Source organism: Methylophilus rhizosphaerae (genome assembly GCF_900100975.1).
GTDB classification, from domain to species: Bacteria; Pseudomonadota; Gammaproteobacteria; order Burkholderiales; family Methylophilaceae; genus Methylophilus; species Methylophilus rhizosphaerae.
In genome coordinates this window covers 85,103-109,455 of sequence record NZ_FNFX01000004.1, presented here as the reverse complement: position 1 = coordinate 109,455, position 24,353 = coordinate 85,103, and the positions used below count along the sequence as shown (strand labels likewise).

Below are 24,353 nucleotides of genomic sequence, written 5' to 3'. Positions count from 1 at the left end.
CCTGCCGTTAGTCGCTTGAAGAATGGTGCGTGGTTTTCAGCCGGGTGATTTGCTGGCTGATCCGGTCACCTTGGGTCTTGTCCAGCGTAGCGACGCCGGCCTGCAGGGATTGCAGCGTCTCGACATCATTCTGCGTAAATGCAATCCGTGATAAAGCCAGCATTGCATCCAGGTCACGCGGGTTGAGGGCATAAGCCTGTTTCAAATCCTGCTCAGCCTGTGCGAACTCAAGCAGGCCTTCTTGCGCCAGCCCCAGGAAATACCAGGCATCTGCCGAGCCCGGTTCCTGCGCTGCCCAGCGGCTGGCAATATTTTTCAAGGTGGCCCAGTCCTGGTTCTGGTAAGGGATCACAACTTGCATGAAATAAGGCCGTTCCCCTGGCGGTTGCGCCCAGAAGGGAAGCTCTGCTGTTTTTAGTGACAGCACATCGTCCGTGTCCATCAACTCCCTGATCCATTCCACCGGCAAGCTGTAGTAAAACGCATGGTGTCCGGGGCTTTTGAACGTGGTGAGGCCGATTAAGTTGAAGTGCTGGTCAAACAGAGCCCCGCCACTGGAACCCATGGAGAAGGACGCATCCGAGCGCACAATCCGGCCGCCATCATAGGCGTAAGTGCCTTTGATGGTGCCGTAGGAGGGTTGTGGCACGGGGGCAGCGGCCGGGAAACTCAGGCTGAACACTTCCTCTTCATACTGGAGCGTACTGCTGTCGCGCATAGGAATCGGCCTGAAGGGCAGTGCCTCGAATTTAAGCAGGCAGACATCGCGTTTCCAGTTGGCTTTCAGTCCGATGGGATGGTAGCCGTCCCGGAACTTGGCGACATTCACGCCGTTGCTGTTGGCAAGCACGTGGCAATTGGTCGCCACATACTCCGGACTGACCACTACGCCGGAACCGCGGCCCGTGGAACCGTCGGGCAGGTCAGTGGTGACCATGACCACCGAGTGGCTTAATTCCAGGGTATCGACCATGTCCGGCTGGGCGTATGCCATAGGGGTAGCACCCACCAGGCAGAGCATCATTACGATTGATTTCATGCCACTCTCCGATCTTCGGTTAAGCACTGCTTGCGAATCGTCCATGTATGACCATGCGCTTTGGCAAACGGTTGCAACCTTCTTCCAGGCGCCGGTATATAAGGGATGTCTGACAAGCAAATAGGAAGATTCCCTCTTATGCCTGTAGGAGGCAGCTTTTACCATAGACAAAACAAATTAATCGAGTCGAGTAATCAACATGCAAAATGCAAGTTCCTATACGGTACCCAAGCTGGTACTTGCCAATGTGCTGGCGGTAATCATGATGCTGTTTGAGCAGCATGCGCCCGCTGATATGCCCCAAAAGCCGCAAAGCACTGTGGATGACAAAGCGGGTAACAAGGAGGAGCGTATGGTAGCCGCTGCTGTTCCGCAGCCTGAAGCCGCAAAAGCTTCGGTCGTGCCTAAAAAGCGCCTGTACAAGGTACGTCACAATACAAAATCCTCCCCGCTGCAATTAATCAATGGCAATGCTTCCGGACCGGTGGAGTGTTGTTTCCGCGGTTATAAAGGCTGACTTTTTCATCACCCGCCAAGTTTGAAGCAAGCAACCCACAAGCCTCCACTGGAGGCTTTTTTCTTGCAGACCGGATTAAGAGTCAATACACTGGCAAAAAACGTCTAAAGAAAGCGCTATGTTCAAGTCTTTTTTCCCGGATTCCCGCTGGTTCTGGCCTTCGGTCATCATCTGGACCTCCATTTGTTGCGGTGTCTGGTATGCGTTCTCGCCTGCCATGGGGGCTGCCTTCGGCTTAAGCATGGCTGAACAGGCGCCGGTCATCGGTCTCGGTCATTTCATCACCAATCCGTTCAAGTTGTTTTATGGCTATTATGCGCTGAGTGTGGCTTTATTTGCCGGATTCTGGTTTACGGTCAAACCCAGCCGCTGGCAATGGTGGTCTATCGTCGGCTCGGCCTTTATCCTGTTTTCCACCTATTATTCCGTACAGGTGTCGGTGGCGATCAATAACTGGCGCCGGCCCTTTTTTGATGCGGTGCAGGCTGCCCTGTCGCCCAATTCCAAAGTGTCTACCGCCGAGTTGTATGCGCTGATGGTACAGTTTGCCGAAATTGCCTTCGTGGCGATTTTTATTTATGTGGTCACGCGCTTTTTTGTCAGCCACTATATCTTCCGCTGGCGTACCGCCATGAATGATTTCTATACCAGCCAGTGGCCACAAGTGCGCAGGATTGAAGGGGCGTCACAACGGGTGCAGGAAGACACCATGCGTTTTGCCACCATTATGGAGGGCCTGGGCGTCTCCATGGTAGACGCGATCATGACGCTGTTTGCCTTCCTGCCGGTGCTATGGAGCCTTTCTTCTTATGTCAGCGAACTGCCGGTATTTGGCGTCGTGCCCGCCCCGTTGTTTACCTCAGCCATTGCCTGGTCTGTGTTCGGGACCTTGTTACTGGCTGCCGTCGGGATCAAGCTGCCAGGCCTGGAGTTCAGGAACCAGCGGGTGGAAGCTGCTTACCGCAAGGAGCTGGTATATGGTGAAGATAATATGGGGCGTGCCCAGCCAGAAACGCTGAAATCCCTGTTTATGGATGTGCGTAAAAACTACTTCCGCCTGTACTTCCACTATATGTATTTCAATGTGGCACGCAGTTTATACCTGCAGGCAGACAATATTTTTGCCTACCTGATCCTGGTGCCTACCATTGCGGCGGGCAAGATTACTTTTGGTATTCTGCAGCAGATCCTGACCGCTTTCTCACAGGTCAGCAGTTCGTTCCAGTACCTGGTGAATTCGTGGACCACCATTGTGGAATTGTTATCGGTGTATAAACGTCTGACCGCATTTGAAGCAGCGATTAAACATGAAGCGCTGCCGGAGATTGAGCACCATCCCTTGTAATACAACTTTCAATCAAATCGATGTATAAAGCAGGTGGCCAGGATTATCCGGCCACTCGCTGAAGATGATCAAATTTTGGCTTTTGTTTGCGCATAAATTCGGCCAGTGCTTGCTCCGACAATGGTCGGCTATAGTAATACCCTTGTCCGACATCGCATCCACTGTGGAGCAGGAATTGGTGCTGGTATTCCGTTTCTATGCCTTCAGCCGTTACGGATTTGTGCAGGCTTTTTCCCAGATTAACCAACGCCAGCAAAATGTTGCCATTGGTGACACTTTGTTCCAGGTCCTGCACAAAGGCTTTATCAATTTTCAATTCGTCAATCGGGTAGTTCTTAAGGTAGGCCATATTGGAATAGCCGATGCCAAAGTCGTCAATGGCAATGCACACCCCCAGATGTTTCAATTGTTCCAGCGTGCGGGTAAACATGGCCTCGTCTTTGAAGCGCGCATTCTCTGTCACTTCCAGGGTCAGCAGGTGCGGCGGCACACGTTGCTGGCGCAGCACTCTTTGCACTGTTTCGACTAGGTTGCCGCGTAAAAACTGGATAGGGGAAACATTGACTGCGACAGGTACCAGGTAGCCCCATTCTTTTTGCATGGACTTGATTTTCTGGCAGGCGGTTTGCAGCACCCATTCACCGATGGCAAAGATATGCCCGGTTTCTTCGGCAACCGGAATAAACTGGTCTGGCGGGATTAACCCACGTTCCGGGTGCTGCCAGCGTATCAGGGCTTCCAGCGCACTGATATTGCCGTGCTGCATGTTGATTTTCGGCTGGTAATACAGCATCAGCTCTTCGCGTTGCAAGGCGTGGCCCAGGCCGTATTCAATTTCATTGCGTTCACCCAGTTGCTGCGCCAACGTACCACTGAACATTTGTGCCTTGTTTTTACCGGCATTTTTGGCACTATAAAGCGCAGAGTCTGCGCAGCTCAATAATGTGTCGATATCTTGTGCATGGTCAGGGTAAATGCTGACGCCCACACTGCAGGTCATGTTGAATACATAGTCATTGATTTCGATCGGCTGGGAAATCGTTTCCATCACGCGCGCCAGCAACGGTTCAGCGTCATCTACCGAGCGCAAGCCCGGGTAAAGCATGACAAACTCGTCGCCACCAAACCGCACAATTTCATCGGTAGGCCGTGTACTCTGGATCAGTCGCTGCGCGACTTTTTCCAGCAACTTGTCACCGGCTCTATGGCCAAGAGTGTCGTTAATCAGTTTGAAATGATCAAGGTCGATAAAGGCAATGGCAATCTTGCGCTGCATTTTATCGGCTTCGGCAATCAGGCTGGCCAGTTTGCCGCTGAATGCATGGCGATTAAGCAGGCCGGTAAGGTTATCTGTCACCGCCAGCTGGCGGATCTGCCGCTCGTGATTCTTGCGCTCAGTAATGTCTTCTACCGTACCTTCGTAGTACAGGATATTGCCAAGGGTGTCGTAAACCGCGTGTGCATTTTCAGAAATCCAGATTGCTTTGCCATCGTGTTGATAAACTTCTGATTCAAAATTCTGCACCCGGCCATAGCTACGGATCGCTTCGGTAAATTCACTGCGGCGGTTTTCCGACACATATAGCTGGGTGCTGATATTGTTGAGGTCGCTGATCAGTTCCGCGGCAGAGGCATAACCGTATAATTTTGCCAGCGCCGGGTTGGCATTCAGGTAGGTGCCGGACTCGGTGGTCTGGAACATGCCCAGGGTGGAGTTATCGAACATGGAGCGATATTTCTGCTCGGTGCTGAACAGTGCCTGTTCAATCTGTTTGCGGCGGCTGATGTCCTGGATAATGCCTTCCAGCGCCACTGGCTGGCCGCCATCATCAAATACGCCGCTGCCGCGTTCTGCGACCCATAGCACTTCACCATCAGCGCGGATAATCCGGTATTCCAGTTCAAACCGCTCGTGTTTGCTGACGGCTTCGGCAATGATGCCCCTGGCCATTTCACGGTCATCCGGGTGGGTGATACGTTCGTAAGAGGTTTCTTTATTCAGCAGCAGTGAGAATGGCGGGTAGCCGGTCAGCATTTCGCAGCCCTTGCTGACATAAATCATGGTCCAGCTGTCATCATACAGGCAGCGGTAAATCATGCCGTCCAGGTTATCCAGCAAGGTGTCCATGAGCCGCTGCTGTTGTGCGGTGAGTAAGGATTCCATGATGTCGGTTTGCATGATCCCAAGGATGGTGTGGCTGTTCATCAGACCATCACCTGTTCTTCCTGCCCGGCCGTTCGCACAGTCAATGCCTTGTTCCATAAGCTTTGTGCGGTGACCAGGGTCAACATGCTGCTCTGGGCAATATTGGCGACGGCCACGCCCGGGTTATGACTGACACCCTTGAATAGTGCGTTCATTGGTTGTATCTGGTTGGGGGATAGATAGGGAATCTCACCAAGTGCTGAAACAAATAAACCGAACTTGAGTGAAGTGTTTTTATCCTCAATCACCACAATCTGCCGGTAATCAGTAAAGTAGTGCTCGTGTCCCAGCATGCGGGCCAGGTCAATGACAGGAATCACTTCATTGCGATAGGCATGCATACCGGCAATAAATGGTGCGGCTTCTGGCAGGGTCAGCAACTGGTCTTCATCCACCGCTTCACGCACATAACGGGTTTCAATGCCCATCCAGGTATCTGCCACATAAAAAGTTGCGTATTCCTGGGTGTCCTGGCCATATTGCAGGAACAGGTTGGGATTGAACTTGTTGTGAATCAACTGTGACTCAGCGCGGATACGGTGATTGATCTCATCCACTTTCCCAAGCGGGGTAAAAATCAATGCAACCACTTTGTTGCGATAACTATCCTGTGGGCCTTTGTATTCACGGTAGCCATAGGATGCATGTGCGCCGACGGCATAATAAGTATTCTGGTAGATGGCGATATCAAACAGCTGCTCGCCCTCTTTCAGTTTACTTATCGCAGGCATCAGTTCGAAATCCTCACCAATGGTAATGGCTTGATGGGTGCTGGAAATCACGCTCAGCTGCTCATTAACAAACACCGTAAAACTACCGGTTACCGGTGCATCATCACCATCACGTGGCACCACGTCCTTGAGCATGGCCTGGAATTGCGGTTTACTGTCGAACACGATGGCAATGCCACCGACGATACTGTTGTTATCCAGATGGCGGATCGGCGCGGCGTAGATATACGTGCATTCGTCATTATATAAAGGCGTTTTCTCAAACGCGGAAACCACATAGTCCTGCGTAGACAGGCAACTGCGCGTGCGACCTGCCCATTCATCCTGCAGGTGCATACCCAGCAAATGATTGTAGCGATGGTTGGATACCGCCATGACCTCTCCCTGGCGATCAAACACAATCAGGTTGTCGTACACCGTGTACAAGTTATTGATGTATTCCAAAACCTCAGTCATTTTGAGCTTGTCATCGTCGGAAACCTGGTTTTGCCCTAATCGCTCCCTGAAGTCATGCGTGAGTGCCCACCAGCGGACATCATTAGCGCGCTCGTAAAGATTGCGATCCATGATGTCGACGGCCATTTGTGCACAAAAACTCGAATTCTCCAGCATCACGGAAACGACGGTCTGGTAAAGTTCAGACACCATTTGTTCAATGATCTGTTGCGTTTTGTGGCCGGTATTACTGATCTCGCACAGCAAGGTTTTGGAAAAGTTTTTTTGCTGGGTATCTACATAATTGCTTTGCCAGATATTACCGTTCCACACGGACTGGTTCAGTTTGCTCTGGATGCTGGCCGCCTGCTTGGGAATGCTGAGCAGGCTATCCGAGAAGATCAGCGGACTGCGCATGACCTTGTGCAGTATTTCACTATCAATGTGTGCCACCATGTCGCGCATGGTGTGATGGAAGGCATGCTCTAGCGGAATCATGGCCTGGCCTAGCCAGCCGGGGCCGAGGTAGCCCTGATAACCTTCCGAACGCTTGGTGACACACAGATATTCGCGACCGGAAAAACGACTGATAAACCAGTCCTGGTCGGGCTCGGCGCATATCGTTGCCCCAAGCGGAATTTGGTAAATGTCACTGGAGGCAATGACATTGCGCTGTTCATCCAGTAACACACCTACAGACCAGTCACTCTCAGAAATCAGGTTGTGGAAAATCGTATCCAGCTCATTCACAAACTTGAAGCAAAGACACAGTACACCCAATGGTTTCCGGCCATCCCGGCTGCGCACTTCATGCGCATAGATCAGTGACTTGTACGTGTGGCCATTGACCTCACTTTGGTAAAAACGCTCTATGTAAGGGGCTGTTGATTGCTGTGCCAGCGCAACAATAGGGTCAAAATGATCCAGTGTATTTTGACTGGCATCCAGTTGGTGGATCAGTTGTCCCTGGCTATCAAACAGCACGATATTCTCGTATACCGTATATTTTTTCTGGTATTCCTCAAAGCGGAAATGCATCGCATCTTGTTGCTCGTCTGACAGGGTGTCTTGCATATACTGCGACAGGTAATCGCGAACATCGTCATCGGTTGCAAAAAAGCCGATATCCGCTGTACGTTCAAACAGGTTGCGCACCAGCAGGTTGATGATTTCAAATGCTTTGGATGAAAGCTGTGCCGCGGTTTTGCGCAAAGTCTCCTGCGACAAATGCTTTAGCACATCATTGGAAATCGTATTGAACGCACTACGGGTATGTTCCATCTCGGAACCCGTACCGGAAAGTTGTGCCAACAGGGCAAGGCTATCCCAGGCATGCTGTAGTTGAGATATGCTGGAGTGGAAATCATTCACTTGTTTGAAATGGCTGGTAAGGTCATCTGTCAGGGGCTGTTTATGCATGAATTACTTTCAAAAACATTGGATTTTTAGCCCATTACAGCAAGAACGGTTCCAGCGGCCTGACTGCAATCAGTGAATAAGGGTAGGAATATGCCTGCTTTCTTTTGATTCGCAGGCTGGGAAAGGGATTTTCTGTTGCTGAATAAGGTGAATTTGCCAGGAATTAAATGCCAGAGGCATGCATTGCCGGTGAAAATGCACTTTTACAGGGCGATTATTCCCACTATTGATGCATGTTAAACGGCTAATTCCAGGAAAATATGATGCAACGGATAGGCATTAAATATCCGGAATAAATAGGGGGCACTCCGAATGAGGCAGCAACTTTAGCGATACAAGGCGCGAATGACGTCCGTTTGTGTCAAAATCCCCACCAGCTTGTTGTGATGGTCGATCACCGGCACCAGTTGCAGGTGGTGGGTCGTAATCAGCGGAATGGTGTGGATCAGGTGCATATCTTCCAGGATGGTAATGACAGGCGTAGTCATGATCTGGCCCACGACTTCCGGTTTGTTGCTGGTGGTGGTCGGTGACCAGCGGATCAGCCGTTTGATCGCCGGTGCCACCTGGTGGAATTTCTCCGGTTTGGCATGACGCATAAAGTCCGCGACACTTAATAACCCGATCACGAGGTTGGATTTATTGACCACCGGAATCGCCGGTTCAGGTTGACGGGATAAGGTTTCCCAGGCATGTTCCAGGCTATCGCCAAAGTGCAGCGTGGCCTCCACCGGGCGCATGATATGCCTGCATTCAATTTCTTCCAGCTTGCGATGATAGGCAATCAGTTCTGTCTGTTGCAGCAGCATTTGCAAGTTTTCCGGGCTGATATCCAGCACTTCATGAAACTCCCCCAGCGCCGCCTGCAGGTCTTCTTCCTTAAACCCGAACTGGTAATGCATGTGCGCGGGCGAAGTTGGCTTGCTGTCGGTATGGGGTGCCGGGTAGCGATAGCCAGTGAGCGTGTGGTAAAGCCAGGCGGACAGGATCAATAACAGGCTGTTTGCCAGTACCGGCCAGCCGACAAAGGTATAGCCCATACTGTGGACGGCATCACCACCCAGCACGGCGGTCAGTGCGACGGCGCCACTGGGCGGGTGCAGGCAGCGCAGGGCAAACATCAGGCTGATTGCCGCGAGTATCGCGAATGCGGCAGCATAGGCCAGGTGATGCGGCAGTAATTGCGTAAAAAACACGCCCGAGGTTGCCGCAATCAGGTTGCCGCCCAGCATGGACCAGGGTTGTGCCAGCGGGCTGGAAGGCAGGCAAAACAGGATGACGGCTGAGGCACCGATGGGGGCAATCAGGAACACCGCCGTTTGCCAGTCACCCGGCAGGACAGCATGGGCAATCAGCCCGGTAGATAAAATCCCCAATCCCGCGCCGATCGCAGCACGGGCATGGTCACGCATGGAGCCGGTCGCCGGGCGTGGCCAGTAAGCTTTCAGAAACGACATGAAACAGTGCAAAAAAAGAAAAGCGGGCAGTTTATCACGGACGTGTCGATATGCAGATCGGGAGGGGAAAACAGTGGGCCGCCGGCGGATACATACGGATACAAGAGCCGTGCAACTTCAACAGGGATTTTTACTCATAGAAATGTAAATTATTTGATGAGTAAAAAAGGAAAAAATATGCAGTCGTTTGTTCAATCCAGGATGAAACATTGGGTGAGTGTGCCACTGGCAGTGGCGACGCTGTTTGGCGCCGGCTACTGGGTACAGGCAAATATGGTGAGTCATGTCCGGGCCGCCGCCCCCGTCGCTGCACAAACGATGGCAGCCCCCAGCGCCTATATCACCTTGCCTAATTTCGCCAGCATAGCCGAAAGCCAGGGCGCCGCCGTGGTCAATATCAGCGTGAGCGGGACCGTCAAAACCACCGGCATTCCCGGCATGGATCCCAGTGATCCCATGTTCGAGTTTTTCCGCCGCTTCCAGCCCAACCTGCCGCAGACAGAAACGCCCATGAACGGGCTGGGGTCAGGGTTTATCGTCAAGTCAGACGGCATCGTGCTCACAAATGCGCATGTGGTCGACAATGCCGACGAAGTCGTGGTGCGGCTAACGGACAAACGTGAATTCAAGGCCAAAGTGATCGGGGTGGACAAGCTGACCGATGTGGCCGTGCTGAAGATTGATGGCAAGGATCTGCCGACAGTGAAAATCGGCAGCACCCAGAACAGCAAGGTAGGGGATTGGGTGGTCGCGATTGGTTCGCCGTTCGGTTTTGACAACACCGTGACTGCCGGTATTATTTCGGCCAAATCCCGTGCTTTGCCAGATGAAGGCTATGTGCCGTTTTTGCAGACCGATGTGGCCATCAACCCGGGTAACTCCGGTGGCCCGCTGTTCAACCTGAATGGTGAGGTGATTGGTATCAACTCGCAGATTTACAGTCGTAGCGGCGGTTACCAGGGGCTGTCATTCGCGATCCCGATTGATGTGGCCATGAACATTGAAAAACAGCTGGTCGAAAAAGGGAAAGTCAGCCGTGGCCGCCTGGGCATTGGCGTGCAATCAATCAACCAGGACCTGGCGGCCTCATTTGGTTTGCCGACACCCAACGGCGCATTGGTCAGCAGTGTGGAGCAAAATGGCCCGGCGGATAAGGCTGGCCTGGAACCTGGGGATGTGATCGTGAAGTTTAACAATCAGCCCATCAACCTTTCCAGTGATTTGCCACCCATGGTGGCCGCCATTCCACCCGGCAGCACGGTGAAAGTCGAGATCTGGCGCAAGAAACAGATGAAAACCTTGAATATGCGCGTGGCGGAAATGCCGGTGCCTTCTGCCGGATCGGCGGCGCTCCCGGCCAGTAAACAAAACAGCCTGGGCATCGGTGTGCGTCCACTGACCTCACAGGAACTGGCGCAAGCCCAGGTCAAACAGGGTCTGCTGGTGGAAGAAGTCGGCAAAGGGCCGGCTGCCAGTGCCGGTATCCAGCCCGGCGATGTGATCCTGGCCGTGAATGGTTACCCGGTGGCCAGTGCGGCGCAATTGCACGACAAGTTGCAGCGTAATAGTAAAAATGTGGCATTACTGGTAATGCGTGGGGAAAGCAAAATGTATGTCCCGATCAAAGCCAATTGATGACGCGCCAATATTTTCCCTGAGTTAACCCCGCCAGTGCGGGGTTTTTTTATGAAGGTCGCTATCCTGTAGGTTAACATGCTGGTTGATTGACTCGGGTAGAATGGCAACATGCAGACATTTCACATTGAACCGGTTAAAAATCCTTCCCTGCAGGCGGCACTATTGCAGAAGATCAACCAGAAAACCAAGCCACTGGGTGCCTTGGGCAGGCTGGAAGTGCTTGCTGTCCAGCTGGGCCTGATACAGCAGACGGAACATCCTGCGTTGCAACAGCAAACGATGCTGGTATTTGCCGGCGATCATGGCATTGCGGCAGAAGGGGTCAGCCCTTACCCGCAAGCGGTGACGGCGCAGATGGTGCTCAATTTCCTCAATGGCGGCGCGGCCATTAACGTGTTTGCGCGCCAGCATGATTTCCAGTTGCATATTGTCGATAGTGGCGTAAATGCGGTATTCCAGCCGCATCCCATGTTGATTGATGCCAAGCTGGGCATGGGCACCATGAGTTTCCTGCACCATCCGGCCATGACACAGGCCGAGTGCGAACAGGCCATTATGCGCGGCGCAGAAATTGCGCGGGATACGATTACGCAGGGCTGTAATGTCCTGGCGCTGGGCGAAATGGGGATAGGCAACACCTCCAGCGCCAGCTGCCTGATGAGTGTGTTGTGCGGCTTGCCCCTGCATCAGTGTGTGGGACGCGGCACCGGCCTCAATGATAAAGGCTTGCAGCATAAACTGTCCGTGCTGACGACTGCCTTGCAAACGCATCATGTCAACCACAAGGACCCTTTGCAGGTGCTGGCCGTGTTCGGCGGCTTTGAGGTGGCGATGATGGTAGGCGCTTTGCTGGCAGCAGCAGAGGCGCGCACGACATTGCTGATTGACGGTTTTATTGCCACCTCTGCCTTGCTGGTCGCGGCAAAACTGTATCCGGCGGTGGTGGATTATTGTGTGTTTGCCCACTGTTCCGATGAAAGCGGGCATGGGGTCATGCTGGCGCATCTGAACGCCCAGCCTTTGTTGCATTTATCCCTGCGCCTGGGTGAAGGCACCGGTGCCGTGCTGGCTTATCCCTTGTTGCAATCTGCCGTGGCTTTCCTGAATGAAATGGCCAGTTTTGAAAGCGCCGGCGTCAGCGGGCAACTGCAATGAACCTGAAGCTGCAATGGCGTTACTTTTTGCTGGCGCTGGGGTTTTTTACCCGCTTGCCAGTCCCCTCATTCCCGGATTTCCAGGAATCTGATCTCAATCACTCCGCCAGGTATTTTCCGCTGGTCGGCGTATTGGTCGGACTGCTGGCGGCGGTTACCTGGTGGCTGGCCGCGTTACTGTTCCCCGCTTCAATCGCAGTGCTATGCAGTATGGCGGTGACCATTTACCTGACGGGTGCTTTTCATGAAGACGGGTTGGCCGATAGTGCAGACGGCCTGGGCGGGGGCCTGGACCGCAAGCGCAAACTTGAAATCATGCAGGATTCGCGCCTGGGCAGCTATGGTGCCGTGGCGCTGGTCGGCATGCTGCTATTCAAGTTCCATACGCTGTCTGCCCTGCCTGCCGCCATGCTGCCGTTCAGCCTGATTGCCGGGCATGCCCTGAGCCGGCTGGCTGCAGTGTATATCATGGCGACCACTCAATATGCCAGGCCCGCAGGTAAATCCAAGCCACTGGCGACGGCATTGACGCAAAATGATCTCTGGTTTGCCAGCGTATTCGGGCTATGGAGCTGGATCGGTTTTGCCAGTTTGTTATGGTTGAATCATGGCGGGGCGGGTGCATTGCGCTTTTTGCTGCTCACCGCTTTGCCTGTCTTCCTGGCCTGGGAATGGTGGCGTCGCCTGCTGTTGCGCAACCTGCAAGGCTATACTGGTGATACCCTGGGTGCCACACAACAGTTAACAGAACTGGCTTTTTACCTCGGATTATTGGCATGGAGCCAGCTGGCATGAAGCTGACCCTGATCCGCCACACCAGTTTGCAGGTACCTGAAGGCGTTTGTTATGGTCAGAGTGATATTGATGTCTCTGCCAGTTTCCACAGTGAGTTGGCACAGGTCACGCAAAAGCTGGCGGGCGAGAAAATTGATGCCGTGTATGCCAGCCCGCTGCAACGGTGCAGCAAACTGGCGCACGCGCTTGGTCTTGACGCAGAGATTGTCCACGATGACCGCCTGAAAGAGCTGCATTTCGGTGATTGGGAAATGCAGGCATGGAATGATATTCCGCGTGAACTGTTTGATGTCTGGGCTCAAAGCTATGCCGATATGGCACCGCCAAACGGCGAAACTTTTGCCACACTACAGCAGCGCGGCATCGCGTTTATCGAGGAGTGCCTGCAACTACATGCCAACCAGCACTTGCTGGTGGTGACGCATGGCGGCATGATCCGCGCCCTGATCGCGCATGCGCTGAATATGCAGCTCAAAGGCCTGTTCCGCTTCCATATCGACTATGCCAGCCTGACCCGTATGGACTTTTCCGGTGCAGTACCCAGAATCGAGTTTGTTAACCGTTAATCTCCGCCACTGCTTTTGCCAGCGCTTGCGCCAGTCGTGGCCAGTCTGCGGCTGGTGGCAACCCAAAGCGCAAGGCGTGCGGATTCTGGAACTGGCGCGTCCACACACCTTGCTTTGCCAGTGCTTCCTGTAACTGCCTGGCAGAGGGATGGTGCACGTACTGGAATAAACCGGTGCCACCAGCAGGCGTTAAACCATGCCGGGCAAGCAACTGTGACAGTTGCGCAGATTGAACTGGTAAGTATTCACGCACCTGTTGCTGCCACGCACGGTCTTGCAGGGCCAGCCGGGCAATATAGCGGCTGGGTCCGGTCAGCGTCCACGGGCCAAGTTGGGATTCGACTTTTGCCAGCATGTCTGGCTCACCAAGTAAAAAGCCAACTCTCAGGCCGGCCAAGCCAAAAAACTTGCCCAGCGAGCGCAGTACCCATAAACCGGGTTGCCCGGTATGGCTGGCCAGGCTGTGCTGCGGAGTGCTATCCATAAACGCTTCATCGACCACCAGCCAGCCGCCACGCGAGGCCAGTTGGGCGTGCCAGTCCAGTAACAGCTCAGCAGGATATAAATAGCCAGTAGGATTATTGGGATTACACACCAGCAGTACATCGGTATGGTTCAATAGCTGCGCGTCAGGTTGCTGGTCAAAAAACTGAACGGTATGACCTGCCTTTTGCCAGGCATGCGCATGCTCCTGGTACATGGTGCGCGGCATGGCGACGCGGCAGGTAGGGCGTAATGCGGGCAAAGCCTGCAAGGCCGCTTGCGAACCGGCGCAAGCCAACAGCGATGCCGCCCCATAATAAGCGCTGGCGGCTGCATGCAAACCATCGTCGCCAGTAGGCGGCAAGCGTTGAAACAATGATGCTGCCAATGGCGGAAGCGGGTAATGTTGCGGATTGATGCCGGTGGAGATGTCCAGCCAGTCTGCCAGTGGCCGCCCGTAGCGCAGGGCGGCCTGTTGCAGGTTGCCGCCATGTTCAAGCATAGGCTATGACTCCAGCCAGCACGGCGATGATGAGCCAGCTATACAAGCCCGCACTGACCAGTTTCAAGGCGCGCGGAATATCGTGCATTGTGGGTGGTACGGTGGTGCCCAGGGCCGGCCGCTCATGCCAGACTCCGTGATAGCGCGCACGGCCACCCAGTGCGACATTCAGTGCGCCCGCTCCGGCTGACATCACCGGCCCGGCATTCGGGCTGTCCCATTGTTTCGCTTGCATGCGCCAGGCATATAAGCCCTTGCTTGTGTTGCCAAGCAAGGCATAAGTCAATGCGGTCAGGCGGGCCGGCATATAGTTCAGCACATCATCCAGCCGTGCAGCGGCCCAGCCAAAGTAATAATACTGGCTGGTCTTATAGCCCCACATCGCATCCAGCGTATTGGCCAAACGGTATAACAGTGCCCCTGGACCGCCTGCGACCAGAAACCAGAACAGGGCAGCGAATACACCGTCATTGCCATTTTCGAGCACGGATTCCAGGGTGGATGAAACCGGTTCAATCGCTTCCCTGTCACGACTCACCATATACGAAGCCGCGCGTTGTGCTTGTGGAAAATCGTTATTCTGCAATGCCGAATAGACGGCCAGGGCATGCTGGCGCAGGCTTTGGTGACCCAGCGCAAAATACAGCAGGTAGCCATGTACCAGCCAGCCAAAACGGGTTTGGGTCAGCTCCCATGCGAGGTAAGTGAATGGCAGTACTGCCAGCGCCCATGCGAGTAAACCGGTCAGGCGTTGCGCAGTTTTGGGCTGGCGCGCAGGCGGATTTAACTGGTGGCTTAACAAACTGGCCAGGCGGCCAAACCCCACCAACGGATGCCAGCGCTGCGGTTCGCCCAGGCAGCGATCAAGCACGACTGCCCCGCAGGCAAGCAGGGCGAGTATGAGATAATCGGCAGATGGGAAAGCAGGCAGTAAAAACATTGATGGTTCAGGGCACCACGTCGGATGCCGGTAAAAGTACGCTGGTGGCCGGATTGTGCCGCGTATTGTACCGCAGCGGGGTCGCGGTCGTCCCGTTCAAGCCGCAAAACATGGCGCTTAATGCTGCGGTAACTGAAGATGGTGGCGAGATTGGCCGTGCGCAGGCGGTACAGGCGATGGCGTGCGGATTACTGCCCCATACCGATATGAACCCGGTCTTGCTCAAGCCTAACTCGGATACCGGTTGCCAGGTAATTATTCACGGCCAGGTGGTGGGTAACCAGGAAGCGAGTACTTACCACGACTATAAAAAGACCGCCATGCAGGCGGTGTTGCGGTCTTACCAACGGCTGCAACAGCAATATGCGTGCATCGTGGTTGAAGGGGCAGGCAGCCCGGCCGAGATCAACCTGCGTGCCAATGATATTGCCAATATGGGTTTTGCCGAAGCCGTGGATTGCCCGGTGATCCTGGTGGCGGATATTGATAAGGGCGGTGTGTTTGCGCACCTGGTTGGTACCTTGGCCTTACTGAGTGAAAGTGAACAGGCGAGGGTGGTTGGTTTTGTGATTAACAAGTTCCGTGGCGATATTGCCTTGCTGCAACCGGGACTGGATTGGCTGGAGCAACGTACTGGCAAGCCCGTGATAGGCGTGGTGCCTTATATGCATGATATGCACCTGGAAGCCGAGGACGCGGTTGCCAACACAAACCCACAGAAGACAGACGTGCAACTGACGGTGGTTGTGCCTGTGTTGCCGCATATCGCCAACCATACTGACTTCGATGCCTTGCGCTTGCACCCACAAGTCAACCTCCAGTTTGTGCGGTTGGGTGCGCCTGTACCTGCTGCCGATTTAATCATATTGCCCGGCAGCAAAAATGTCCGTGGCGACCTGGCTGCGCTGCGTGCACATGGCTGGGAGGCAGCAATTGCGCGTCATTTACGTTATGGCGGCAAAGTACTGGGGATTTGTGGCGGCTTCCAGATGCTGGGTCAGCAAGTACATGACCCGCTGGCGCTGGAGGGTGAAGCTGGTAGCAGCGCCGGCCTTGGCTGGCTGGAGATGGAAACCATACTGGAGGCGCACAAGCAGCTTAAGCAGGTATCCGGTAAGCTGGCTTTTGCCGATGCGCAGTTGCAAGGCTACGAAATTCATATGGGTGTCAGTACAGGCGCTGCATTAGCGCGCCCTGTACATTGGGTGAGCGGGCAAGCAGAAGGCGCATTGTCAGAAGATGGCCAGGTCGCCGGCAGTTATATCCATGGCCTGTTTGACCATCCGCAAGCCTGCGCCGCCTGGTTGCAATGGGCGGGGGTGTCTAAACAACCGGCTTATGACTATACGCAGCTACGTGAACAGAGCCTGGAACAATTGGCAGGCGGTTTGCGCCAGCACCTGAATTGGAAGGCGCTGGCCCCTTATCTGCCAGCAGGCTTTTTGCCTCGTTAAGCAGCCACTACTTTAATTGTCTGTTCAAACGCCTGCACCACTTGGCCGGCACGGATTTTGGCGGTTTTTCTGCGCTCAATGACGCCGTCTACCTTAATCAACCCTTCAGCCACCATAGACTTCCCCTGGCCGCCGCTGCCGGCCACGCCTTCCAGTTTAAGCAGGTCGCACAGCGCGATATATTCGCCTTTGAGTTCAAATGTTGATGTGGTCATAAAGTATTCCTTGGGGATGGCGGGCAATCAAGGCTTGCCCTGCGTGTCTGGCGGTAAATTCACTTCCAGCGTCAACGAGGCATTCTGGCTTTCCCATAGCTGCGCATTCAACTGGTGATGCACGGTTACAAACAGGAAATTCAGCCCGGCTTTTTGCGGATGGAAGGTAAACTCGCCTTGCTGGTCGGCATGAATATTCGATGTTCTGACGTTATCCAAATCATATAAATCTTCCACCCGGCGTTTGATAAAGTGCTCATTGTCTGATACTACGATAATGCGCGCATTGGGTACCGGCTTGCCATTTTCTAAGACTTGAAAGCTTAACTCGCCGCCCAGTAACAGTCCATTCGGCGAAGCCAGTGGAATAATTTCCAGGCCTTTATTAAACGGTTTGGCTACATACTTTTGCTGGCCTTTGAAAATATAGGTATCGGCATAGCTGTAGTAATTCATGGTGGTTGGCTTACCCGTCACACGCTGCATGTCGGCGGCGAAATACAGCTTTTTATCAGCCGTCTCTACAGCTTTATAGACCGGGCCTACCCGTTGGCCGGTGCTGATACGGTAAGTGCCTTCTTCTTTCAGTTCTGGTTCCAGGTATACGGCGGCCTTTGTTTTAGCGATAGGTCTGATAGCAGTCGTTTCCCCTTGCGGTGAGGTAATCGTAAAGTTGGGCGAATCCATGGCAAAGTCAGCCTGGAAAGGGAACTCGGTAAACGCAGACTCAATGGTCAGGCGGTGATGCGTGACGTTGAACTGGTTGGGTTTTAAAAACGGTACATGCGCCTCGGCAACCAGGGAAGTCATTAAGGCGATGATGGCCAGGGAAAATTTTTTCATGCGATTTCTTTCTTGTTATTTAAGCTTCAACGGCAAGCCTGCCGCCATAAAACTGACGTGGTCTGCAAGGGCGGCTACATGCTGGTTCAAGCGGCCTTGCTCATCCTGGAACTGGCGGTTGATCTCACCCAGCGGTACGATGCCCATGCCGACTTCGTTGCTGACCAAAAACACTGTTGCCTGCAATTGCGGCAAGGCATCCAGCAAGGCCTGCTTTTCTGCCTGCCAGTCCAGCTGTCGCGGTTTGTCACAGTCTGGACAGATACATTGCGCCAGCCATAAGGTCAGGCAATCCACAATCAGGCAAGTCTCTGGTGCATCGTTGTCCAGCAGCGTTTGCCCCAGGGTGAATGGCGCTTCTACCAGCTGCCAATAGGGCGGGCGGCGTTCTTTGTGGTGTGCCACACGCTTGGCAAACTCGTCGTCATACACTTGTGCGGTAGCAATGTAAGTGACCGGTAACTCAAGCGCAGCAGCCAGCCGCTCGGCATAAGCGCTTTTGCCACTGCGTGCGCCACCCAGAATCAGATGTGTACTCATGCGTCACTCCTTTGTTGGTGCCAGCGCTGGATAATGGCCTGCAATTGCGGCAAGCCTTCGCTGAACAAGGCTGGCCCCGGTTGCAGAATATCGACTGACTTGATTTCGTAAATATGTCCATCACGAATGGCGGGTATGGTCTGCCAGCCTTCTCGCGCGGCCACTTTTGCTGGCTGGAATTTTTTGCCGCACCAGGAGCCGATAATGATGTCAGGCTGCCTGGCCAGCACTTGTTCTGCAGTCACTTGGCGGTCACGGGCGCTATGAAACTGGCTGAGTTCCGGGAAGCAATCAACGCCGCCCGCAGCTTCTATCAGCTCGGCCGCCCAGCGGATACTGCACATCATGGGCTCATCCCATTCTTCAAAGTAGATCACGGGTTTGCGTGGCCAGGTTGCGGTCTGCTGGCGTGCGGCAGCAAGTTGCGAGTGGTAAGTGCGTACCAGTTGCTGCGCTTTCTCGCCTGCACCGGTCAGGTTGCCCACGGTAAGTATCATTTGCAGTGTTTCATCAAGGCTGCGCTGGTTGAACACATGTACCTGGCAGCCAGCCTTGACCAGCGACGCGGCAATATCCGCCTGTAAATTGGAAAAACACAGCACCAGGTCTGGTTGCAGCGCCAGGATCTTCTCGATGTTGGCGCTGGTAAAGGCGCTGATTTTCGGCTTTTCTTTGCGCGCAATCGCCGGGCGTGTGGTGAAGCCGGAAATACCGATAATACGGTCTTGCTCGCCTAGCAGGTACAGTACTTCCACGGTTTCCGTGGTCAGGCAGGCGATGCGTTGTGGCCAGCCCTTCATGGTTGTGGTTTTTCCGTTGTTTGCCAGCCGTTTTCCATCAGCATCTCGGAGAGCGGTTTTTCCGTGGTCCAGCCCTGTTCTACCAGCATGGGTGATTTGTAAAAGGTATTCACATAGCCCAGGCATAAAATTGCCACTGGTTTGGCACCATCGGGCATACCCAGTAATGCGGCCAGTGCTTGTGGGTCAAACAGGCTGACCCAGCCCATGCCTATGCCTTCGGCACGTGCGGCCAGCCATACATTCTGGATGGCACAGCTGACTGAGGCCAGGTCCATCTCTGGCAGCGTGCGGCGGCCAAAAATGTGTTGTTCGCGGTGATCGCACAAAGTAGCAACCAGCAATTCGCCACAGTCCAGGATGCCTTCGACCTTGAGCCGCATAAACTCGGCCATGCGTGCGGTATTTTCAAATTCACCAATCGCCTGTGCCGTGTGTTTGCGTTCTTCATCGACCAATGCGTGTATGCGTTTGCGCAAGTCCACGTCGCTGATGCGGATAAAGCGCCACGGTTGCATCAGGCCAACGCTGGGGGCGTGGTGCGCGGCTTGCAATAACTTCTGTAATAGCGCCGGGGCAATAGGCGTGGGCAAAAAATGCCGCATATCACGCCGCTCGGCAATCACTTTGTATATCGCTGCTTTGTCGGCTTCAGTGTAAGCAAAACTCATGGCAGGAAAAATTGTGCGGCCACGGTGGGATTGGACGGGAAGTAAAAGTGCAGAAAGCTGGCCGTGATGTTTTGGTGGCGGTAGACCGCTTCACCTGCACCGTATTTACCTTTGCCTTGTGCAATCACCGGCAAGTCAGTTTCAAACCGGCCATAGTGGAATGTGTGCGCGCCTATGCTTGCCTTGTCGTCGCCCGCTGTTGCAAACGATGCATGCTGCGTGCCCAGGCCTTGTAATTTTGGTTGAATTTCTGCGCTGCCAGGCAATAGGCCGAACACGGGCTGGCCATTCAGTGTTTCCCCCAGTGCGAGCATGCCACCGCATTCGGCCAGGATAGGTTTCCCAGCTTGGGCGGCAGCGTGCAAAGCATCGTGCATGCTGTGGTTGTGTTGCAGTTGGTCTATGTGCAGTTCGGGGTAACCGCCTGGTAGCCAGTAAGCATCTGCCGCAGGCAATTGCGTATCGTGCAAGGGTGAGAAAAACTGAATATTTGCACCCAGTCTTTGCAGTAAATCCAGGTTGGCCTGATAGGTGAAACAGAACGCGGCATCTTTGGCCACGGCAATGGTTTTGCCTTGTAATAATGGCGCTATCGTTTGCTGTGCGGGTGCCGAAAAATGCACGGTTGGCGGTAATAGAGTGTCTTGTCCCAGTAATTGCGCGGCGGCTTCTATGCGCTGGTCAATATCGTCAATTTCCTGCGCCAGGTGCAGGCCCAGGTGGCGTTCTGGCAAGCTCAGTTGCGTATCATGTTTCATGACGCCCAGCCATGGTACATCCGCTGGCAGGGCTGCCTTGATCATATTGGCATGACCCTCGCTGCCGACCTGGTTGGCGATGACGCCAGCACGTTGCAGCGCTGGCCTGTACGCATATAAACCGTAAGCAATCGCGGCGAAGGTTTGCGCCATGGCTTTGGCGTTAATCACCAGGGCGACCGGGATACCAAAACGCTCGGCAATATCGGCGCAAGAGGGTGTGCCGTCATAAAGCCCCATCACGCCTTCAATCAGGATCACGTCATTATGCTGCGCGGCGTCATAGAGCAATCGCTGCGCATCGGCTTCACCACACATGCCAAGGTCGAGGTTATAGACTGGCTTGCCGATGGCGACTTCGAGAATCATGCCATCAATAAAGTCTGGCCCGCATTTGAAGGTCTGCACACGCAGGCCGCGGTTGTGGTAGGCGCGTGCCAGTGCGGCCGTGGTCATGGTTTTGCCCTGGCCTGAAGCCGGCGCAGCCATCAGCATGGCGTGGCAGCTTGCAGTTGATTGCATTACAGATCTATCCCGGCCTGGGCCTTGATGCCTGCACGCCAGGCATGTTTGACATCCATCAGTTCCGAGACTGTATCGGCGGCGTTTCTCAGGGCTTCGGAAGCACCGCGGCCGGTAATGACCACATGCTGCATGGGAGGGCGCTTGGCAATCGCATCCAGCACCATTTGTTCATCCAGGTAGCCATATTTGAAGGTGTATGTCAGTTCATCCAGCACGACAAGCTGGATAGCGGGGTCTTGCAGCATCCCAGCCACAATCTGCCAGCCACGCATGGCGGTTTCGGTATCGCGCTGGCGGTCCTGGGTATTCCAGGTAAAGCCTTCGCCCAGCACATGCCAGGTCACGGCAGGGTGCTGGCGGAAAAAGGCTTCTTCGCCGGTATCTGAGCGGCCTTTGATGAATTGGGCGACGCCGACACGCATGCCGTGGCCCAGGGAGCGCGCAACCATGCCAAAGGCCGAGGAGCTTTTGCCTTTGCCGTTGCCGGTGAGGATCAGGAGCAGGCCTTTTTCCTGGTTGGCCTGCTCGATTTTTTCATCAATGACCGCTTTTTTTCGTACCATGCGCGCCTTATGGCGGCTGTCACGGTCATTCGTTTCCATGATGATGCGTAAAACTTAAGCGTTTTCGCGCACGGAGCGCTTGGCCAGGCCAAACACCACATGGGCAATTAATGCCACAACCACCCAGAACGCAATTGCTTCGAGTTGTTTGGGGAAGTATTTGACCAGGCGTGGCACAAACTCCACCAGGGTTGGGTCTGGGTAACGGCCGCCAAAGAAGTAGAAACCACCGCTGGAGAACAACTCGGCAATAGCAGCAGCGACAACCACCACACCTGTCAGTTTAAACAGGCTGCTCAGTGCCCAGGTTGTGTTGTTCGCAATCCAGCGGCCAGCCAGCCACATGGTGCCATACGCCGGCAACAAGAAACCGTAAGCCGGTGTGACGCAGAAATTGCTGACGCCACCCCAGGTCACTGCTGCCATATCCAGGCCGGCGCACAAGGCCAGCAATGCCACAAACATGAGGGTAGAGCGCAGGTAGTAGCCCGCAATAAAGAACGCAGCGTAAGACGCGCTAGGCAAGAAATCGATAGAAGCAAAATGATGGCCGCGTGTCACGATGACCATCAGTGCAATGGCAAGTGCGATTGCCAGAGATTGAGTTGAAATTTTACGTGGCATGCCAGTGACTCCCGAATAATAATTAAATTGTTGAGGGGTGAATTTTAGCCCAATTCCCCAAGGCTTGGGCAAAATCCACCGATGACTCAGCCTGGTTTATTGCATGGCATAGTTGAGGCTGAAAAACACGTTTGCACCCATGGTGTTGTAGTTCACTGTGGATGTGGCAGCTGCCAGCACATAGTCCTTATCCAGAATATTATTGGCACGTGCCTGTAGTTTCCAGTCACGGTTGAGTTTGTAGCTAAGCGTTGAATTGAGCAACGCATAGCCTGCCAGGACTTTGGTATTTGCTGCATTGTCATAGCGTTTGGAGAAGGCATTGATTTCTGCGCTCCAGTTCCAGTCGCCGGACGTGTATTGCACTAAAAGATTGCCATAGCGCTGGCTGCGTCTCGCCAATAGGTTATCTGTCTCATCTACGCGTGGGGACTGGACGGTCAGGTTGCCAGACAATTGCCAGTTCGAATCAAGCGTATAAGCAAGCTCGCTTGTGATACCCTGAATCTCAACCTTGCCCGCATTGAGGGGGCAGAAACCTCCCAGGGTACAGCCTGGCGTAGCAGGGCCGGCATTCTGGATAAGATCGCGGATATGGTTATCAAATACGGTAAATTTGGCCTGCATGATGGCATTTTGATAACGCAGGCTGGTTTCCAGATTGTCTGATTTCTCCGGGGCCAAATTCGGGTCACCAAAATTCGGGTAATAAAGCTGGTTAAATGTTGGAGCCTTAAATGCAGAGCCATATTGTGCGGTGATTTGCCATTCCGGAGATAAGCTGTAGCCATAACCCAGCCCGCCGGTGACAAAGTTGCCATATTGGGTATTGTGGTCTTCCCGCAATGAGATCTGTGCACTGTGTGCTTCATATTGGCCGGCATAACCCAGTGTGAAACTATCGTTGTTCCTCGTTCTATCAATATTGCGTGTACCGTTGGTCGAAGTCAGGATATCCTGTTCAAGCCGGTCATAGGCAAAGGTCAGTACGCCGACAGGTAATGCGAAATCATGCTGCCAGGTGAGTTGTGTTTGCTCAGAATCAAATTTGCTTTGGCTTGTGGGTTTGTCAAAGGTGAAGGAACGATCCTGCCCGACCCCATATTTCAAGGTGCTGGTCCAGTACTGGTTAATTTTATCTTTTAAGGTTGCGCTATACGCCTGCTGATGCATGTTTGTATAGTTGTTGAAGCCACTGTCGTAATGATTTTGCCCATCAGAACCGAAAAAATTCAGGTTCAAACTATGTCCTTCGGCAAAATTCAAGGTGGCATAAGCAGAACCACTTAGATTGTTATAACCGTCCCTATCTTTGTCGACTCTCAGCGGAGGATGCTTGCGTGCGGATATGCCGCGTGTGTCATAGCTGCTGATTTGTGCACCAAATTGCAGTGCTTTATATTGGGAGCTTAGTCCTGCACTGCCTGTATAAGTGTCGTAGCTGCCAGCCCCCACATTACCATAAAGACGGGTTTTGTCAGATTGACCGCGACGCGTAAAGATTTGAATCACACCGCCAATCGCGTCCGAGCCGTAAAGACTGGAAGCGGGGCCACGTAAAATTTCGATACGATCTATGGTTGATAACGGCAGGTTTTCAAAAGCAGTGGTGCCTGACGTGGCTGAATTTACGCGGATGCCGTCTACCAGTACGACCAGTTGGTCAGCATTGGTACCACGCATGTACACACTTGTAGAGGTTCCCATGCCGCCATTGGAGACGATCTGCATACCGGGTTGTAGTTTGAGTAGATCTACCAGGCCGCCACCAGACAAGCGTTCTATTTCTTCCCGCTCGATAATGGTGATGTCACCTGTTGCCGTCCTGGTGGAGATAGGCGTCCTGGCAGCGGTGACCGTGATCTCGTCGAGAGCTGTCGATTGCGCGGTGATGTTGTTGAGGTTGACTTCTGAAAATGCTAAAGCCGGGTAAATCACGATAAGTGTTTTGATGATATTGCGATGCATGTTAATCCTGAGTGCATACTTGAGATAGCCATTTAAAGAACCAGGGGCATTTTTCCCCTATTGTTCGATTGAAATGCTTATACCCGAAGTATTTTGTGCCAATGATGTCTGATACTGTCTCTGAATTTTCCAAAGGCGCATGTGCGATATGCAATTTGCACAGTG

The 24,353-nt window shown here is 53.6% G+C and carries 22 protein-coding genes; 7 read left to right on the top strand and 15 right to left on the bottom strand.

The features are described 5' to 3' along the window. Positions 1 to 7: 7 nt before the first annotated feature. The gene (locus BLP53_RS10045) at positions 8 to 1,039 is read right to left on the bottom strand and encodes a S1 family peptidase (RefSeq protein ID WP_091472045.1); all 1,032 of its coding nucleotides are present in this window, start codon (positions 1,037 to 1,039) and stop codon (positions 8 to 10) included. A gap of 199 nt (positions 1,040 to 1,238) precedes the next feature. Here BLP53_RS10045 and BLP53_RS10040 point away from each other — a divergent pair, with 199 nt between their 5' ends. Both BLP53_RS10040 and sbmA read left to right on the top strand, forming a co-directional pair. After that, entirely contained in the window at positions 1,239 to 1,556 is a 318-nt protein-coding gene (locus tag BLP53_RS10040; protein ID WP_091472044.1) for a hypothetical protein, read from the top strand. 118 nt (positions 1,557 to 1,674) lie between these two features. Further along, positions 1,675 to 2,901, top strand: a complete 1,227-nt coding sequence (sbmA, locus tag BLP53_RS10035) for a peptide antibiotic transporter SbmA (RefSeq protein WP_091472043.1) — start codon at positions 1,675 to 1,677, stop codon at positions 2,899 to 2,901. A 43-nt stretch (positions 2,902 to 2,944) separates the two neighbouring features. On the opposite strand, the gene BLP53_RS10030 is transcribed toward sbmA, so the two are convergent. The 3 genes from BLP53_RS10030 to BLP53_RS10020 form a co-directional block, all read right to left on the bottom strand. Next, entirely contained in the window at positions 2,945 to 5,107 is a 2,163-nt protein-coding gene (locus BLP53_RS10030) for a sensor domain-containing protein (RefSeq protein ID WP_245652788.1), read from the bottom strand. After that, a complete protein-coding gene (locus tag BLP53_RS10025) occupies positions 5,107 to 7,692 on the bottom strand; it encodes a chemotaxis protein CheW (protein WP_091472042.1) in 2,586 nt (861 codons plus the stop codon). Before BLP53_RS10025 ends, BLP53_RS10030 begins: the two co-directional genes overlap by 1 nt. Before the next feature lie 326 nt (positions 7,693 to 8,018). After that, positions 8,019 to 9,149, bottom strand: coding sequence for an HPP family protein (locus tag BLP53_RS10020; protein ID WP_091472041.1), 1,131 nt, complete (start codon positions 9,147 to 9,149; stop codon positions 8,019 to 8,021). Positions 9,150 to 9,326: 177 nt separating this feature from the next. Here BLP53_RS10020 and BLP53_RS10015 point away from each other — a divergent pair, with 177 nt between their 5' ends. From BLP53_RS10015 to cobC, 4 genes are all read left to right on the top strand, one after another. Further along, positions 9,327 to 10,784: a DegQ family serine endoprotease gene (locus BLP53_RS10015; RefSeq protein ID WP_091472040.1), complete on the top strand. Its 1,458-nt coding sequence runs from the start codon at positions 9,327 to 9,329 to the stop codon at positions 10,782 to 10,784. 111 nt (positions 10,785 to 10,895) lie between these two features. Further along, a complete protein-coding gene (gene cobT, locus BLP53_RS10010) occupies positions 10,896 to 11,942 on the top strand; it encodes a nicotinate-nucleotide--dimethylbenzimidazole phosphoribosyltransferase (RefSeq protein ID WP_091472039.1) in 1,047 nt (348 codons plus the stop codon). Between the two features lie 2 nt (positions 11,943 to 11,944). Then, positions 11,945 to 12,736 (top strand): adenosylcobinamide-GDP ribazoletransferase, encoded by a 792-nt coding sequence (locus BLP53_RS10005; RefSeq protein ID WP_091472352.1) that lies wholly within the window; start codon positions 11,945 to 11,947, stop codon positions 12,734 to 12,736. Beyond that, positions 12,733 to 13,302 carry an alpha-ribazole phosphatase gene (cobC, locus tag BLP53_RS10000; protein ID WP_091472038.1) on the top strand — a complete coding sequence of 190 codons (570 nt, stop codon included), beginning with the start codon at positions 12,733 to 12,735 and terminating at the stop codon, positions 13,300 to 13,302. The genes BLP53_RS10005 and cobC overlap by 4 nt, the downstream gene beginning before the upstream one ends. On the opposite strand, the gene cobD is transcribed toward cobC, so the two are convergent. Both cobD and cbiB read right to left on the bottom strand, forming a co-directional pair. Beyond that, a complete protein-coding gene (cobD, locus tag BLP53_RS09995; protein ID WP_091472037.1) occupies positions 13,292 to 14,287 on the bottom strand; it encodes a threonine-phosphate decarboxylase CobD in 996 nt (331 codons plus the stop codon). The two genes, cobC and cobD, sit on opposite strands and share 11 nt — an antisense overlap. Continuing rightward, a complete protein-coding gene (gene cbiB / locus BLP53_RS09990; protein ID WP_091472036.1) occupies positions 14,280 to 15,227 on the bottom strand; it encodes an adenosylcobinamide-phosphate synthase CbiB in 948 nt (315 codons plus the stop codon). The genes cobD and cbiB overlap by 8 nt, the downstream gene beginning before the upstream one ends. 2 nt (positions 15,228 to 15,229) lie before the next feature. Between cbiB and BLP53_RS09985 the strand changes: the two genes are divergently transcribed. Next, complete coding sequence (locus BLP53_RS09985) at positions 15,230 to 16,681, top strand: cobyric acid synthase (protein WP_091472035.1); 1,452 nt, start codon at positions 15,230 to 15,232, stop codon at positions 16,679 to 16,681. On the opposite strand, the gene BLP53_RS09980 is transcribed toward BLP53_RS09985, so the two are convergent. From BLP53_RS09980 to BLP53_RS09940, 9 genes are all read right to left on the bottom strand, one after another. Next, a complete protein-coding gene (locus BLP53_RS09980; protein ID WP_091472034.1) occupies positions 16,678 to 16,896 on the bottom strand; it encodes an RNA-binding S4 domain-containing protein in 219 nt (72 codons plus the stop codon). The genes BLP53_RS09985 and BLP53_RS09980 overlap by 4 nt on opposite strands. Positions 16,897 to 16,923: 27 nt before the next feature. After that, the gene (locus tag BLP53_RS09975) at positions 16,924 to 17,739 is read right to left on the bottom strand and encodes a DUF4198 domain-containing protein (protein WP_091472033.1); all 816 of its coding nucleotides are present in this window, start codon (positions 17,737 to 17,739) and stop codon (positions 16,924 to 16,926) included. Positions 17,740 to 17,754: 15 nt separating this feature from the next. Further along, a complete protein-coding gene (cobU, locus tag BLP53_RS09970; RefSeq protein ID WP_091472032.1) occupies positions 17,755 to 18,279 on the bottom strand; it encodes a bifunctional adenosylcobinamide kinase/adenosylcobinamide-phosphate guanylyltransferase in 525 nt (174 codons plus the stop codon). Beyond that, positions 18,276 to 19,079 (bottom strand): cobalamin-binding protein, encoded by an 804-nt coding sequence (locus BLP53_RS09965; protein WP_091472031.1) that lies wholly within the window; start codon positions 19,077 to 19,079, stop codon positions 18,276 to 18,278. Before BLP53_RS09965 ends, cobU begins: the two co-directional genes overlap by 4 nt. Beyond that, positions 19,076 to 19,750, bottom strand: a complete 675-nt coding sequence (gene bluB / locus BLP53_RS09960) for a 5,6-dimethylbenzimidazole synthase (RefSeq protein ID WP_091472030.1) — start codon at positions 19,748 to 19,750, stop codon at positions 19,076 to 19,078. Before bluB ends, BLP53_RS09965 begins: the two co-directional genes overlap by 4 nt. Beyond that, positions 19,747 to 21,030 carry a cobyrinic acid a,c-diamide synthase CobB gene (locus tag BLP53_RS09955; protein WP_091472029.1) on the bottom strand — a complete coding sequence of 428 codons (1,284 nt, stop codon included), beginning with the start codon at positions 21,028 to 21,030 and terminating at the stop codon, positions 19,747 to 19,749. Before BLP53_RS09955 ends, bluB begins: the two co-directional genes overlap by 4 nt. Continuing rightward, a complete protein-coding gene (cobO, locus tag BLP53_RS09950; protein ID WP_091472028.1) occupies positions 21,030 to 21,635 on the bottom strand; it encodes a cob(I)yrinic acid a,c-diamide adenosyltransferase in 606 nt (201 codons plus the stop codon). The genes BLP53_RS09955 and cobO overlap by 1 nt, the downstream gene beginning before the upstream one ends. Positions 21,636 to 21,650: 15 nt before the next feature. After that, positions 21,651 to 22,220: a hypothetical protein gene (locus tag BLP53_RS09945; protein ID WP_091472027.1), complete on the bottom strand. Its 570-nt coding sequence runs from the start codon at positions 22,218 to 22,220 to the stop codon at positions 21,651 to 21,653. A 96-nt stretch (positions 22,221 to 22,316) separates the two neighbouring features. Next, positions 22,317 to 24,188: a TonB-dependent receptor domain-containing protein gene (locus BLP53_RS09940; protein ID WP_091472026.1), complete on the bottom strand. Its 1,872-nt coding sequence runs from the start codon at positions 24,186 to 24,188 to the stop codon at positions 22,317 to 22,319. Positions 24,189 to 24,353: the final 165 nt, after the last annotated feature.